Genomic DNA, 14,180 nt, shown 5'->3' with positions numbered 1-14,180 from the left:
CCCTACTCCCCTACTCCCCTACTCCCCTACTCCCTGCGAGCATCATGCCCTACCAATCCCCGATCTCCCCCGGCCGTTCCTGGTATGAGGACACGGCCGGCCCGCGGCCTGAATACCCGGCGCTGGATGGCGACCGGACATGCGACGTCGTTGTCATCGGCGGCGGCTTTACCGGCCTGTCGGCGGCAGCGCATCTGGCCAGGGCGGGCGCCAATGTCGTTTTGATCGAGGCGTATCGCTTCGGTGATGGCGCCTCCGGGCGCAATGGTGGCCAACTTGGCACCGGCCAGCGCGCCTGGGCCGAGGACCTGGAAGCCGAGTACGGCTTGTCCCGCGCCAAGGCTCTGTTTGATCTTGCCGAAGAGGCGAAGGCGCATCTCCTCGAATTCACTGCCGCCAACCAGATCGATATCGACTATATGCCGGGCCAGCTCTCGGTGGCGCACAAGCCGCGCTATGTCGATGACTACAAGGCGCATGCCGAGATCATGGCGAGCCGTTTTTCCTACCCGCATATCTCGTTCATGGATGCCAGGGAGACGGCGGAGCGGCTGGGCTCGACCGCCTATTTCGGCGGCACGCGCGACACCGGCACAGGGCACATCCATCCGATGAAGCTGGTGATCGGCACGGCGCGGGTGGCAGCGCTTGCAGGCGCGCAGCTGTTCGAGGGGACTCAATCAACCGGCATCATGTCCAGTGGCGGCAAGGTCAAGGTTTCGACACCGAGAGGTACGGTGACGGCGCAGAAATGCCTGATCGCGGTCAACGCCTATGGCGGCACGCTCGAGCCGGTGAGTGCCGCGCACGTCATGCCGATCGGTTCCTTCATCGGCGCGACGGTGCCTCTGGGAGCGGACTCGAACGTTTTGCCGGGCGGCGAGGCGGTCGACGATTCCCGCTTCGTCGTGCGCTATTTCCGCAGGTCGAAGGACGGACGGCTGCTGTTTGGCGGACGCGAGGTCTATGGCGTCAACGATCCCCGGGATATCCACATCCACATCCGCCGCCAGATCGCGGAACTCTATCCGGCGCTCGGGGATGTCGAGATCACGCATGGCTGGGGCGGCTATGTCGGCATCACGGTGCCAAGAAAGCCTTTCGTGCGCGAAGTGATGCCCAATGTGATCTCGGCCGGCGGCTATTCCGGCCACGGTGTCATGCTGTCGAACTACTTCGGCAAACTCTATGCCGAAACCGTTGCCGGCAACCGCGACCGGCTGAAGCTGATCGAGGATCTGAAAATCCCGCCTTTCCCTGGCGGCCGGCGTTTCCGTACGCCGCTGCTGTTCCTGGCGCTCAACTGGTTTGCGCTGCGCGACAGGATCTAGCCGGCCGGCCTGATGTAATATTGTAATATTTGTTGTAACATTTGTTGCCCGTGCGACGCATTGCGCAATTTCCCGCAAAGGCGCAGAATCCCCTATGTTGGCGTACTGATGCCACAATCGCAGGCGAAAGCTGCCGGTTCTGGGCGATTGTTCGGGGATTGTTGCGGGCCTGCCCGCGTTGTTTTTGGGACCGATGCGGATCAGACGCCGGACTTCCGGCACCGATCGAAAGAACGTCGGCCCGCTTATGGAGGTGGCAAGAGTGAGAGAGCCCTTCAGTTTCGGTACGCCGGAACGTCGGCGCTTTGCCATGCAGTTCGGATACGACATGCGGCCTTCCTTCTGGCAGGAAGTCCGCTCGAACTCGCATCTGGTGATCGCCGCGATCGGCACCGCCGCACTGCTTGGGGTCGCCGCCGTGGCGCTGTGGCTGGCGCTGCCGGCCAGCGACAGGCAAGCGGCAGCGAGCCCCGAACAGACCATTCCAACGGTTCCGGTGAAGACGACGAAAATAACCCCGGTTGGGGCCGCGGTCGCTGCGGCAGCCGTACCGCAGGCGCGCAAGTCCGACGCAATTCCAACAACTGTGGCGGCCGCGCAAGACAACATTCCCGCACTCGCCGCCAATGACCCGCGCTGGACCGGTTCCCAGCTGAAGGCCGCATCCGCGTCCGATTCGACTGCTCCCAGCCAGGTGGCGGACAAGGCACCCGACAAGCAAACGGCGGCATTCGCGCAGCCGGCAGCCGATACCGATGCCGCCACCGAACTTGCCAAGGTAGCCGCGCCCGGCGCAACCGCGGGCAACCATCCCGACGGCGCACAAACCGCCGCCATTCCCGAGGTGCAACCGCAAGTGCCGGCTCAAGAGCCAGCGGCAGAAGGTGATGACAGCCAGGCCAAGGCGAAGCCAAGGAAAGCCGCAGCCGCCGGAACAGGACGCATCCTGAGGGCCGTGACCATGCGAAGCGGCCCGAAGAAAAATGCCGCCGCCATCGGTACGGTGCCAGCCAAAACCTCGGTGCAGGTGATGAGCTGCAAGAAATGGTGCCAGATCACCTACAACGGCAAGACCGGCTGGATCTACAAGAGCTACATCAAGACCGGCGCCTGACGTCTACCGCCTTGGGTGAGGCACGCCCCTTGTCTTGGCGCCTATCGTTCCCAAAACCGCTGCAGTGCGGAGCAGGCTTGCTTGATCGCCCGAACGGCTTTCGAAGACATAGCCGGCGGAACCGACGATTGCCGACCCTCGCCGGCTGACGGAAACCTCGATCGTGAAGGCCTGCTCGGGTATCTTTGCACCTGCCGATGTTCCGGCCTTGACGAAGTTGGCCAGCGTGGGGCCGGCTCGACTTACGACCAGATCGCCGCGCCGCGAATTGACCGTGAATGTGCTGTAGAGATCAGGCAAGGAGATCGAGCGCAGCCTGGAAAAGTCCTGCAGCTCAGCGACGGATTCGAACGGTGCATGCTTGAAACCACCCACGACTTCGACCTTTTGCGTGGCCACCGCGGCAAAGATGCTGGCGCCGCTGCGCGAATATTCGACCGCGATCGCAAGCCAGTTGGACATCTCCGGATCGACACCGAGCGAGGCGAAACCCTGGACAAGCAGAGTGTGATCGGCGGCGTTAAGATCGATCAGGCCCGAATGCCCCTGCAGCCGCGTCACGACGGTCAGATTGCCGACCACGCAGGAGACTGGCTCGAAATTGAGCGGCAACCCGATGTCCGGCCCGGCGCTCGACAGGCGCGCGGCCAGCACGTTGGTCAGGCCTTCGGCGAGCAGGCCGAACCGCTGGCTTTCGGTCTCATTCGAAGCGATCTTGAGCCGCGTCCAGGCGGTCAAGGCAAAGGTCGAGGTGATGGCGGAGACGATGAGGAGGAAGACAAGGACAGCGACGAGGGCGAAGCCGGCGGATTGGCACTCGCAAGAGGCCGATGAATCACGGGGATTTTCTTCGACCACAGTCCACCATCGAGAATAAAAGTGTGCTGTCACCCTACAATCGTTGTTTCTCTTTCTTTAAATCATTCATCCCAAATCAATCTTAAATTTTTGTTTATTGGTATATATTGGTCAAATGTTAATCCATCAAAATCAAAAGTAATCGATTCATCTTTTGCTATTCCCCTTAATTTTGACCCAAAATAGGATAACGAGCTCATTATAACCTTAAACTCACTCAATCCATTCAACTTTATTCTTGATGTTACTTTCCCGTTTCTTATGAAGATTGCCTCTGTTTCATATAAATCTTCTTCGCTTTTATTTTTATTGATTTTTGTTATTCCAAACTCAAATAAATCATCTGAGTTCAAAACTTCCAGCCTCTCCCGAAATAGAAATTTCATAGCTACATTTTCCATATTGGAAACGGCGGCAAGGGTTTCCCTGCCCTACAAGCGGCATATCTTTCACTGGCTATTGCCATACAAGCTGCATACCAATTTCTACCAGCTTTGGTTGTGCGCCCGCCACCACGCCCGAGGATAGCAATTGGCACTGCGCCTCATCAGCGGCAAGCTGTTCCTCACAAGGGTCGTCATCCGGCGGCCCAGCTGGCGGCGGAGGCGGAGGCGTCGTACGCCGTTCCGACGACATCGGGCAAGATTGTGGCCCTGGCTGCGGGGGGGGACGTAAAACGCAGTCCAAGGGATTGCCACCCCAACACCACCATCGATTCCCTCCTGGACCTGGAACCCAATACAACCCGCTCGGATCCACCTTCATCAGCGGGCTGTTGCCGACATACGCCCACCTTGACGGCCCATTCGGCATACCGAGCGGATCGGGCTGCAGATAGCGCCCGATGGAAGCATCATAATGGCGGTGCCAATTGTAGGCCAGCCCCGTTTCCATCTGGAACCACTGGCCGGGGAAGCGTTGGTTGAGCGTCGCGGTGCCGCTGATGCTACGTACCTCGCCGAAGGGCAGATAGCTCGCCTGCCAGACGACATTGCGACCCTGGTCGGTCATCATGACCGGCCGCTTGAGCTGGTCGGTCAGCACGTAATAGAGTACCGGCGTCGTGCCGGCGTCGGCGACCATCGCCAGCGGCCTGCCTTCGACCCAGACGTATTCGGTGATCAGCGCGCCGGACGCATCGTATTCGGCGATCACATTGCCGTCGAGGTCGTGCACCATATGCAAGGTGGACGAGGCCGCGATGGTGCGAGACACCAGCCGCGACAGATAATCGTAGATGTAGCTGCCTGCCGCCGTACTGTTCACGGTGGCCGCCGAAAGCTGGCCGGCGGCATTGTAGCTGTAGGTCTTTGTCAGCGCCGGCGAGACGGTCGCGTCCTGCGTGATGTTGCCGGCGAAATCCGACTGGAAGCCGCGGCTCGGTGCGCCGCCGGTGAGAATGCCGGTCAGCCGGTTGGAGCCGGCCTGCAGGCTGTAGGTATCGATAGAGGTGACGCCGCCGATGGTGACCGCGCGCTGGGTGATGTTGCCGACGCCGTCGATCGTATAGGTCAGGCTTCCCCACGGCCCGTCGGCATTCTCGATGAAGCCGTTGGCGGTATAGGTGTAGGTCTCATTGTTGGCGGGGTTGAGCTGATCCTCGATTGCCGTGAGATTGCGCTTGTCCTGGTATTGCAGCGGATGAGATCCTGGCCTGCTGCCCAGGCGTTCAGATGCAGCGGCCGCCGTCGACCTCCAGCGCCACGCCGGTGATGAAGGCGGCTTCGTCCGAGGCCAGCCAGAGTGCGGCGTTGGCGATGTCGAGCGGCGTCGAGAGCCGGCCGAGCGGGATCGATGCGCGGAACTTCTCGCGGATCTCGGGTGTGTCGGCGCCCATGAATTTCTCCAGCATGCCGGTCTCGCCGGCAACCGGGCAGAGGCAGTTGACGCGGATGTTCTTCGGCGCCAGTTCCACCGCCATCGATTTGGTGGCGGTGATCGCCCAGCCTTTCGACGCATTGTACCAGGTGAGCCCGGGGCGCGGCCGCAGACCCGCGGTGGAGGCCGTGGTCAGGATGACGCCGCCGCCCTGCCGCTCCATGATCGGCACCACGGCGAGTGCCGCGTGATAGATCGCCTTCATGTTGACGGCGGTTATCAGGTCGAAGGTCTCCTCGTCGACATTGAGCATGTCGCCGTTGCGATGGGTGTAGCCGGCATTGTTGACCATGATGTCGATGCGGCCGAAGGCGCTTTTGGCGGCATAGATCATCTCGTCGAATTCGGAGCGCAGCGAGACATCGGTCTGGGTCCAGATCGCCGCTTCGCCGATCCCGCCGGCGACGCGCTCAGCGCCCCTGGCGTTGATATCGGCGACAACGACCCTGGCACCCTCCTGCGCAAAGCGCCTGGCGATGCCCTCGCCAAAACCGGACGCAGCACCGGTGATGACGGCAACCTTGTTTTCCAGACGCATGTTTTTCCCGCTCATGATTGATGACGATCAACCGGCGCGCCGATAGCGCACATCCGCGCGAACCCGTGGCTTCTGGCCGGATTGCTCGAAAGATGTGCGGCCATCGCCGATTTCTCCTTTGGCTTTCGCGTCGATCCCGCTCTATGCTGCAACTGCGAAGGCTTCCGGTGCCGCGCCTGTCGACAAGCCTCCGGGTCATCGGACTGTCAAGGGGCAGGCGCATACACCCAGATGTGACACCATGGCACTGGAAAATTTAAATCGATTAGATTATATCAGCCGCGTCACAGCGACCGGCGTCAGAGCGGACAGACCATGACCAGCCAGATCATCCCCGTCGATCCTTTCGACTTCATCATTTTCGGCGGCACCGGCGATCTGTCGGAGCGCAAGCTTCTGCCGTCGCTCTATTATCGCCAGCGCGACCATCAGTTTTCGGAGCCGACACGCATCATCGGCACCTCGCGCTCGAAGATGAGCGACGAAGAATTCCAGGCCTTCGCCAAGCAGGCGATCTCGGACCACGTCAAACCGGCCGACATCGACGCCAAGGAACTGAAGACCTTTCTGGCGCGGCTGTCCTACGTCTCCGCCGATGCGACGAGCGGCGCCGGCTTCGACAAGCTCAAGAAGGCGATCGGCGACAGCGACCGCATCCGCGCCTTCTACCTGGCGGTGGCGCCGGCGCTGTTCGGCGACATCTCGCACAAGCTGAAAGAGCACAATCTGATCACGCCGAACTCGCGCATCGTGCTGGAAAAGCCGATCGGCCGCGATCTCGATTCGGCACGCAAGCTCAACGACCTGGTCGGCGACGACTTCCACGAAAGCCAGATCTTCCGCATCGACCATTATCTCGGCAAGGAGACGGTGCAGAACCTGATGGCGCTGCGCTTTGCCAACGCGCTCTACGAACCGTTGTGGAATTCAGCCCATATCGACCATGTCCAGATCACCGTGGCCGAGACCGTCGGCCTGGAGGACCGCGTCACCTATTACGACAAGGCCGGCGCGCTGCGCGACATGGTGCAGAACCATATGCTGCAGCTCTTGTGCCTCGTCGCCATGGAAGCGCCGTCGTCGATGGATGCCGACGCCGTTCGCGACGAAAAGCTGAAGGTGCTGCGGGCACTGAAGCGCATCAACGGCAACGAAGCGCCGAAGCACACCGTGCGCGGGCAGTATCGCGCCGGGGCTTCGGCCGGCGGACCGGTGAAAGGCTATGTCGAGGAACTCGGCAAGGACAGCAACACCGAGACCTTCGTCGCCATCAAGGCCGAGATCGGCAATTGGCGCTGGTCGGGCGTTCCGTTCTATCTGCGTACCGGCAAACGGCTGGCGACGCGGGTTTCGGAAATCGTCATCGAATTCAAGCCGATTCCGCATTCGATCTTCGGCGACAGCGCCGGACCGATCTTCGCCAACCAGCTTGTCATCCGGCTGCAGCCGGACGAAGGCGTCAAGCAGTTCATCATGATCAAGGATCCGGGCCCGGGCGGCATGCGGCTGCGCCAGATTTCGCTCGACATGAGTTTCGCGCAGTCCTTCGACGGCCGCGCACCGGACGCCTATGAGCGGCTGATCATGGACGTCATCCGTGGCAACCAGACCCTGTTCATGCGCCGTGACGAAGTCGAGGCGGCGTGGAAATGGATCGACCCGATCCAGAATGCCTGGGAAAGTGCCAGGCAGGAGGCGCAGGGCTATACGGCGGGCACCTGGGGCCCATCGGCCTCGATAGCGCTGATCGAACGTGACGGGCGGACATGGCACGAGAGCAATTGAACGGCGCCGCCTATAGCTGGAACGGCTTCACCGGGCGCCAGGAACTGGCGGCAGCCCTGGCCGGCCATGTTGCAGGCAGACTGACCAAGGCGATCGCCGAGCGCGGCACGGGGTTGCTCGCCGTCTCCGGCGGCACCACGCCGGCAAAATTCTTCGCCGCCCTTTCAGCGATACCCATCGCCTGGGACAAGGTGATCGTGACGCTGGTCGACGAGCGTTTCGTGCCGGCCTCCTCGCCACGCTCCAATGCCGGGCTGGTGGCCGCCAATCTGTTGCAGAACGCGGCCAAGGCGGCTCGTTTCGTGCCGCTCTATCACGAAGCCACCAGCATCGAGGATGCGGCCTCGTCCGACGATGCAGCGCTCCGGTCCTTGCCCTGGCCGCTCGATGTCGTCGTGCTCGGCATGGGGCCGGACGGCCACACCGCCTCGTTCTTTCCCGATGCCGCCGACCTGGCAACACTGCTCGACCCGTCTTCCGACAGGATCGTGCTGCCGGTTCATGCGGCAAGTGCGGGCGAGCCGCGGCTGACCCTGTCGCTGGCCCGCATCGTCGAAGCCGGCTTCATCGCGCTGCACATCGAGGGTGAGGACAAGCGTATCGCCTTCGACGGCGCGGTGGCGCCCGGGCCGCGAAAGCCAATCCGCGCCGTGCTCGACGCAGCGCAAAAGCCCGTAGAGGTTTTCTGGGCACCCTGATTCTCGATTTACACCGGTCCCGGCAAACGGCGGGAGGATGTTTCCGGGACCTCGCCTGAAAGGACCGACACCATGACCGCCAGACGCGACATCGAAGCCATTACCGAACGCATCCGCCAGCGCTCTAAGCCCGGCCGCGAGCGTTATCTCGGCCGCATCGCCGAGGCGTCGAACCGCACCGCCAACCGGGCCGTTTTGTCGTGCGGCAATCTCGCTCACGGCTTTGCGGTGTGCAGCCCCTCGGAAAAGCTCGCGCTGGGCGCCGACAAGGTGCCGAACCTCGGCATCATCACCTCCTATAACGACATGCTGTCGGCGCATCAGCCGTTCGAGAGCTTCCCCGCGCTGATCAAGGATGCAGCCCGCGAAGCCGGCGGCATCGCCCAGGTGGCAGGCGGCGTGCCGGCGATGTGCGACGGCGTCACCCAGGGCCAGCCCGGCATGGAGCTGTCGCTGTTTTCGCGCGATGTCATCGCCATGGCCGCCGCGATCGGCCTGTCGCACAACATGTTCGACGCCGCCGTCTATCTCGGCGTCTGTGACAAGATCGTGCCGGGGCTGGTGATCGCCGCCCTCACCTTCGGCCATCTGCCGGCGGTGTTCATTCCGGCCGGACCGATGACATCAGGCCTGCCCAATGACGAAAAGGCCAAGGTCCGCCAGCTCTACGCCGAGGGCAAGGCCGGACGCGCCGAACTGCTGGAGGCCGAGTCCAAATCTTACCATGGACCGGGCACCTGCACCTTCTACGGCACGGCGAATTCCAACCAGATGCTGATGGAGATCATGGGCCTGCACACGCCGGGCGCGTCCTTCGTCAATCCAGGCACGCCGCTGCGCGAGGCTTTGACCCGCGAGGCGACCAAGCGGGCGCTGGCGATTACCGCGCTTGGCAACGCCTATACGCCCGTCGGGCGGATGATCGACGAGCGCTCGATCGTCAACGGCGTCGTCGGCCTGCATGCCACCGGCGGCTCGACCAATCACACCATCCACCTGATCGCCATGGCGGCGGCGGCCGGCATCGCCATCACATGGCAGGATATTTCCGACCTGTCGGAAGCGGTGCCGCTGCTGGCGCGGGTCTATCCGAACGGCCTCGCCGACGTGAACCATTTCCACGCCGCCGGCGGGCTCGGCTTCCTGATCCGCGAACTGCTCGACGAAGGCATCCTGCATGAGGATGTGCAGACGGTGTGGGGCGAAGGCCTGCGGCCCTATGCGGTCGAGGCAAAGCTCGGCGCCGACGGAGGCGTGGTGCGCGAAGCCTCGCCGCGGACAAGCGGCGACGAAAAGGTGCTGGCGCCTTTCAACAAAGCGTTCCAGGCGACCGGCGGCCTGAAGGTGCTGTCAGGCAATCTCGGCCACGCCGTCATCAAGACTTCCGCGGTGAAGCCGGAGCGGCGTATCATCGAGGCGCCGGCCAGGGTCTTCGACAGCCAGCAAGGGCTGAACGATGCGTTCAAGGCAGGCACGCTGACCGGCGATTTCATCGCCGTCATCCGCTTCCAGGGGCCGAAGGCCAACGGCATGCCGGAACTGCACAAGCTGACCACCGTGCTCGGCATCCTGCAGGACCGCGGCCAGCGCGTGGCGCTGGTCACCGACGGACGCATGTCGGGCGCCTCCGGCAAGGTGCCGGCAGCGATCCATGTCACACCGGAAGCGGTCGAGGAGGGTCCTATCGCCAGGATCCATGAAGGCGACATCATCCGGCTCGACGCCGATGCCGGCACGCTGGAAGTGCTGGTGCCGGCCGGCGATTTCGCGCTGCGCCGGACGGCGGATGCCGATCTCATCGGCAACGAGTTCGGGTTCGGCCGCGAGCTGTTTGCCGGCTTCCGGCAACTGGTCGGCCGCGCCGATCATGGCGCCAGCGCCTTCGGCACGGCCTGACGGCAGTTCTGCGCAACCCATGAAAAGGGGCGGCACTTGGCCGCCCTCTTGCGGTTGTGCATACGATTCTATTGCACGGTTAGCTCAGCTCGCTCGCCGGCTTTGACCGTCACGTTGCCTTCTTTCGAACTGTTGTCGGATTTCTCCGAGACGACGGCATAGTCGCCCGCCGGGATCGCTGCCTGGTACTTCTGGTCGAATGCATAGCCAAGCGACTTGCGGTTGCCGTTGATGTCCTTTTTGGCCTCGAAAATCTCGATCTTCGAGGCTCCCGGCGCGGTGATCGCCAGCACGCCGGCATTCATTGCGATTTTCAGATCCTGAAATTCGCCGACCTTGACGGTGAACGGCTGCTCGACAACGGCGAGATCAACCGTCGCAATCAAGACATAGTCATCGGCCGGCAGATCGAATTTGCTGTCGGGTCCGTAGGCATAGGTCACCTCGTCCCTGGTTCCATCGATCTTCTTTTTTGCCTTGAGCACCTTGAAGCCGATGCCTGAACCGTCCGCCTTGTCGCCGCCGGCAGCATAATAAGCATTGGCAACGACATGGCCGACACCGACAATCATGTCCTTTTCCACGGTCTTGCCGGCAGCCAGCGGAATCGTTTCGGTAGCCACGCCCTGCCCGATCGTGACCGTCACTTTCTCGTCGCCGGCCGGCAACACGGCTTTCGTGGTCCCATAGAAGGTGGCGGGCATGTCAGCACCCGGATAATCGATGACGATAGCCGCGCCATCGACGACATCTGCCCCCTCGCTCGGTCGCGGATGGATGATGAGCGTGCCGGCATTCAAGTTGAAGAGAGGCTCGTAGACTTGGCCCGCCTCGATCTTGACTTTCTGCTCGGTCTTGGCCTGGCCGTCGCTGGCCACGACGATATAGTCGCCCGGTTCCAGATTGGCCTTGTAGGCGCCGTATTCGGTGCTGACGTAGTCGCCGCGCGTACCGTCGGGTTTCGCCTTGTAGATCTCCCAGGCGTTGCCGTCAGTGACGGGATCGCCGCCCTCGGCAAGCACCGCTATCGGCTGGAAATTGAAGTCCGGTTTGGCCGGCTCGGGCGCGGGTGCCGGGGCTGGCGCGGGAGCCGGTTCAGGAGCCGGCGCTGGTGCTGCCACGGTCTCGGCAAGCGCCTCCTGCAGCGCCTTCTCGTCGGAGGCCTGGATGTATTTGCCGCCGGTGTTGTCGGCGAGGCAGGCGATCTGCTTGCCCTCGTCGGCGGTCAGGCCGAAGCCGACGACATCGGCGGTGAAGTCGACGCCGGATGCCTCGAGCTCCTTGCCAAGCGCGCAGGGGTCGCCGCCGCATGTTTCGAGCCCGTCGGTGATGAGCACGACGGTCGCCTTGTCCTCGGTGTATTTCAGCGCCTCGGCCGCCTGTTTGACCGCCGCCGTCAGCGGCGTCTTGCCGAGGAATTTCAGGCTGTCGGCGGCGGCCGAAATGGCGCTGCCCGAACCTGCCTGCGGCGGCACGATCAGCTGGATGTCGTCGCAGCTGCCCTTTTCACGGTGGCCATAGGCCATGAAGCCGATCTCGTCGTCGATGGGGACCGATTGAAGCACGGTTCGAAGCGACTCGCGGGCGATTTCGAGCTTGGGCTTACCGTCGATCTGCGCCCACATCGAGCCGGAGGCATCGAGAATGATGATGACCTTGTTTGCGGCGAAGCCGAACGTCGTCATCGACAAAAGGAGGATCGCCGCAGCGACGCCCCGTGCAAGTCCCGCCATCGAAATCTCCTAAATCCGCCCCTGATCCGGGCGGCAAGCTATTTGACGCGGCGCCGGGACACAAGTCCGGGCGCCGGTGCGCAGGGCTGCGGACCCAGCTTAACAAAAGTCCTGACGACAGCCAGTTCGGCGGTGTCGGCACCCTTTTCCCCGGTAATAGGAATTTTTTCTTGACACCATGACCTCAGCTAAGGTACATATTTGGCTATGGTGCTGATTTGCGCCGGTGACCCGCCGCAATAGGCGGGTTTTTCGTTTGATGCACCCGTCAGCCTACGCGCGGCGAAGGCTCCGAAAGAACCCGTAACCCCAATTCGCTGCCCTGGCCCGATGCGCCGGGGCCGAATGCCAACTTTTCAACGGAAGCGAAGTTCAGTAAGTCGTGCGGCGTTCTTCCGAGGGCGGCCTGCCGAATTGCAGCCGATAGCTCTGGGCGAAGTAGGAATGCGAGGTGAAGCCCGTCGCGATCGCCACGTCGAGGATCGGCATGTTGGTCTGGCGCAGCAGTTCGCGCGCCCGCTCCAGCCGCAATCGCATATAGTAACGGCCGGGCGTGACGCTGAGATGGCGCAGGAACAGGCGCTCGACCTGGCGCACCGAAAGGCCGGCGGATTTGGCCAGCTGTACCGCCGACAGCGGCTCGTCGAGGTGGTCGGCCATCAGTTCGACGATGCGCCTGAGCTTCTCCGACTTGCCGGTCAGGTCGCGTTCGGGTCCGACGCGCTGACGGTCGCCGGCCGAGCGGATGCGTTCGTGCTGGAACTGGTTGGCGACGCCATTGGCCAGGTTCGAGCCGAAATCGCCGCGCACGATCTCCAGCATCAGGTCGATCGAAGTGGTGCCGCCGGCACAGGTGTAGCGCTTGCGATCGATCTCGAAGACGTTGCCGGTGCAGTTGATGTCGGGGAATCGCTCGACGAAGCCGGCACGGTTTTCCCAATGGATGGTGCAGCGATAGCCTTCGAGCTGGCCGGCCTCGGCCAGCAGGTAGGACCCGACCGACAGGGCACCCAGCGCATTGCCGCGCCGGCCCCAGCTTCGCAAAGCCGCCAGCACCTTGCTCTTGCCGGGGAATTCGGTCGTCAGCCCGACCGAGACGAAAAGGATATCGACCGGCGGCAGGTCGGCAACGGCGTAGTCGATCTTGAGCGGCAGGCCATTGGAAGCCATCACCGGATCGCCATCGGCCGACACCGTGGTCCAACCGTAGAAGTCGCGGCCAAGCAACCGGTTCGCCGACCGGAACGTATCGATCGCGGCAGCCAGCGAGAACATGGAGAACTTGTCTACCAGCAGGAATGCGAACTGCCGGCCGCCTTGAACGGGGTCAGTCATGACCGGCCGTTCTGAGGGAACACTGGGGTTCGGCAAAGCTGCAGCTTTCTGGCGGGTCAGAAGGACGGCCGTTTCAATCCGGCCGCAAGGTAGGCGGAGGCTAACGTATTGGCCATCAGCATGGCAATGGTCATGGGGCCGACACCGCCGGGCACCGGTGTGATGGCGCTGGCGGCCCTGGCCGCTTCGGCATAGGCGACATCGCCGACGAGGCGGGACTTGCCCTCGCCCTTTTCCGGCGCCGGGATGCGGTTGATGCCGACATCGATGACGGTGGCGCCTGGCTTCACCCAATCACCCCTGATCATCTCCGGCCTGCCGACGGCCGCGACAAGGATATCGGCGGTGCGGGCCAAGGCCGGCAGGTCCCTGGTGCGGCTGTGGGCGATGGTGACGGTGCAGTTGGCGGCAAGCAGCAGGTTGGCCATCGGCTTGCCGACGATGTTGGAGCGGCCGACGACGACGGCGTTGAGGCCGGACAGGTCCTTGCCGCGCACCCGCTCGATCAGAAGCATCGAGCCGGCCGGCGTGCAAGGCACGAAGGCTGTCTCGAGTTCACCGGTGCCGAGCTTGCCGACATTGATGAAGTGGAAGCCGTCGACATCCTTTTCCGGCGCTATGGTCTGGATGATCTTGCCGGCGTCAATGTGGGCCGGCAGCGGAAGCTGCACGAGAATGCCATTGATGGCCGGATCGGCGTTGAGGTCGCCGATGATCTTCAGCAATGCCTCTTCGGAGGTTTCGGCCGGCAGCGTATGCTGGACGGAATGAAAGCCGCATTCCTTGGCGGTGCGCGACTTGGACGCGACATAGACCTGGCTGGCCGGATCCTCGCCGACGATGACCACGGCAAGACCGGGCTTGGCCTTGCCCTTGGCGACAAGTTCAGCCGTCAGGGTCTTGACCGTCCCCACAACGTCCCCGGCAACGCTCTTGCCATCAATCACTTCAGCCATGGACCACCCTCAACACCAGAATGCCCAAGCGCGTCGCGTCCGGAAGCCCCGCGCGGTT

At 62.8% G+C, this 14,180-nt stretch carries 12 protein-coding genes; 5 read left to right on the top strand and 7 right to left on the bottom strand.

What is annotated here, in order from left to right; genetic code table 11:
* The first annotated feature begins 44 nt into the window (after positions 1 to 44).
* Both LB519_RS31110 and LB519_RS31105 read left to right on the top strand, forming a co-directional pair.
* Positions 45 to 1,331 (top strand): NAD(P)/FAD-dependent oxidoreductase, encoded by a 1,287-nt coding sequence (locus LB519_RS31110; RefSeq protein WP_064994596.1) that lies wholly within the window; start codon positions 45 to 47, stop codon positions 1,329 to 1,331.
* A gap of 262 nt (positions 1,332 to 1,593) precedes the next feature.
* Positions 1,594 to 2,445, top strand: a complete 852-nt coding sequence (locus tag LB519_RS31105; protein WP_027162286.1) for an SH3 domain-containing protein — start codon at positions 1,594 to 1,596, stop codon at positions 2,443 to 2,445.
* Between the two features lie 3 nt (positions 2,446 to 2,448).
* Here LB519_RS31105 and LB519_RS31100 read toward each other — a convergent pair whose 3' ends face one another.
* The 4 genes from LB519_RS31100 to LB519_RS31085 all read right to left on the bottom strand — a co-directional run bounded on the left by LB519_RS31100 (position 2,449) and on the right by LB519_RS31085 (position 5,719).
* Positions 2,449 to 3,303, bottom strand: a complete 855-nt coding sequence (locus tag LB519_RS31100; RefSeq protein ID WP_224621944.1) for a general secretion pathway protein GspK — start codon at positions 3,301 to 3,303, stop codon at positions 2,449 to 2,451.
* A 62-nt stretch (positions 3,304 to 3,365) separates the two neighbouring features.
* Positions 3,366 to 3,689, bottom strand: coding sequence for a hypothetical protein (locus LB519_RS31095; protein ID WP_224621943.1), 324 nt, complete (start codon positions 3,687 to 3,689; stop codon positions 3,366 to 3,368).
* 70 nt (positions 3,690 to 3,759) lie between these two features.
* Positions 3,760 to 4,314 carry an RHS repeat domain-containing protein gene (locus tag LB519_RS31090; RefSeq protein WP_224621945.1) on the bottom strand — a complete coding sequence of 185 codons (555 nt, stop codon included), beginning with the start codon at positions 4,312 to 4,314 and terminating at the stop codon, positions 3,760 to 3,762.
* 658 nt (positions 4,315 to 4,972) lie between these two features.
* Entirely contained in the window at positions 4,973 to 5,719 is a 747-nt protein-coding gene (locus tag LB519_RS31085; RefSeq protein WP_224621942.1) for an SDR family oxidoreductase, read from the bottom strand.
* Positions 5,720 to 6,034: 315 nt separating this feature from the next.
* Between LB519_RS31085 and zwf the strand changes: the two genes are divergently transcribed.
* The 3 genes from zwf (at position 6,035) to edd (ending at position 10,098) form a co-directional block, all read left to right on the top strand.
* Positions 6,035 to 7,504 carry a glucose-6-phosphate dehydrogenase gene (gene zwf, locus LB519_RS31080; RefSeq protein WP_013530236.1) on the top strand — a complete coding sequence of 490 codons (1,470 nt, stop codon included), beginning with the start codon at positions 6,035 to 6,037 and terminating at the stop codon, positions 7,502 to 7,504.
* Positions 7,486 to 8,202 carry a 6-phosphogluconolactonase gene (gene pgl / locus LB519_RS31075; protein ID WP_224621941.1) on the top strand — a complete coding sequence of 239 codons (717 nt, stop codon included), beginning with the start codon at positions 7,486 to 7,488 and terminating at the stop codon, positions 8,200 to 8,202. Before zwf ends, pgl begins: the two co-directional genes overlap by 19 nt.
* Positions 8,203 to 8,274: 72 nt before the next feature.
* Complete coding sequence (gene edd, locus LB519_RS31070) at positions 8,275 to 10,098, top strand: phosphogluconate dehydratase (protein ID WP_064994595.1); 1,824 nt, start codon at positions 8,275 to 8,277, stop codon at positions 10,096 to 10,098.
* A 68-nt stretch (positions 10,099 to 10,166) separates the two neighbouring features.
* On the opposite strand, the gene LB519_RS31065 is transcribed toward edd, so the two are convergent.
* The 3 genes from LB519_RS31065 to folD form a co-directional block, all read right to left on the bottom strand.
* Complete coding sequence (locus LB519_RS31065; RefSeq protein WP_224621940.1) at positions 10,167 to 11,831, bottom strand: vWA domain-containing protein; 1,665 nt, start codon at positions 11,829 to 11,831, stop codon at positions 10,167 to 10,169.
* A gap of 372 nt (positions 11,832 to 12,203) precedes the next feature.
* Entirely contained in the window at positions 12,204 to 13,166 is a 963-nt protein-coding gene (locus tag LB519_RS31060) for a GlxA family transcriptional regulator (RefSeq protein ID WP_013530232.1), read from the bottom strand.
* A 56-nt stretch (positions 13,167 to 13,222) separates the two neighbouring features.
* Positions 13,223 to 14,122 carry a bifunctional methylenetetrahydrofolate dehydrogenase/methenyltetrahydrofolate cyclohydrolase FolD gene (folD, locus tag LB519_RS31055; RefSeq protein WP_013530231.1) on the bottom strand — a complete coding sequence of 300 codons (900 nt, stop codon included), beginning with the start codon at positions 14,120 to 14,122 and terminating at the stop codon, positions 13,223 to 13,225.
* Positions 14,123 to 14,180: the final 58 nt, after the last annotated feature.

Source organism: Mesorhizobium sp. AD1-1, assembly GCF_020164655.1.
GTDB classification, from domain to species: domain Bacteria; phylum Pseudomonadota; class Alphaproteobacteria; order Rhizobiales; family Rhizobiaceae; genus Mesorhizobium; species Mesorhizobium ciceri.
The sequence above is the reverse complement of the archived record's forward strand: the minus strand, read 5'-3'. Positions and strand labels throughout refer to the sequence as shown.

What these genes read in the sequence shown, in the direction of transcription:
- LB519_RS31085 (WP_224621942.1), bottom strand. Translation starts at nt 5,719, where the DNA reads ATGCGTCTGGAAAACAAGGTTGCCGTCATCACCGGTGCTGCGTCCGGT.
- LB519_RS31095 (WP_224621943.1), bottom strand. Translation starts at nt 3,689, where the DNA reads ATGAAATTTCTATTTCGGGAGAGGCTGGAAGTTTTGAACTCAGATGAT.
- edd (WP_064994595.1), top strand. Translation starts at nt 8,275, where the DNA reads ATGACCGCCAGACGCGACATCGAAGCCATTACCGAACGCATCCGCCAG.
- LB519_RS31110 (WP_064994596.1), top strand. Translation starts at nt 45, where the DNA reads ATGCCCTACCAATCCCCGATCTCCCCCGGCCGTTCCTGGTATGAGGAC.
- LB519_RS31065 (WP_224621940.1), bottom strand. Translation starts at nt 11,831, where the DNA reads ATGGCGGGACTTGCACGGGGCGTCGCTGCGGCGATCCTCCTTTTGTCG.
- zwf (WP_013530236.1), top strand. Translation starts at nt 6,035, where the DNA reads ATGACCAGCCAGATCATCCCCGTCGATCCTTTCGACTTCATCATTTTC.
- LB519_RS31060 (WP_013530232.1), bottom strand. Translation starts at nt 13,166, where the DNA reads ATGACTGACCCCGTTCAAGGCGGCCGGCAGTTCGCATTCCTGCTGGTA.
- LB519_RS31090 (WP_224621945.1), bottom strand. Translation starts at nt 4,314, where the DNA reads ATGACCGACCAGGGTCGCAATGTCGTCTGGCAGGCGAGCTATCTGCCC.
- folD (WP_013530231.1), bottom strand. Translation starts at nt 14,122, where the DNA reads ATGGCTGAAGTGATTGATGGCAAGAGCGTTGCCGGGGACGTTGTGGGG.
- pgl (WP_224621941.1), top strand. Translation starts at nt 7,486, where the DNA reads ATGGCACGAGAGCAATTGAACGGCGCCGCCTATAGCTGGAACGGCTTC.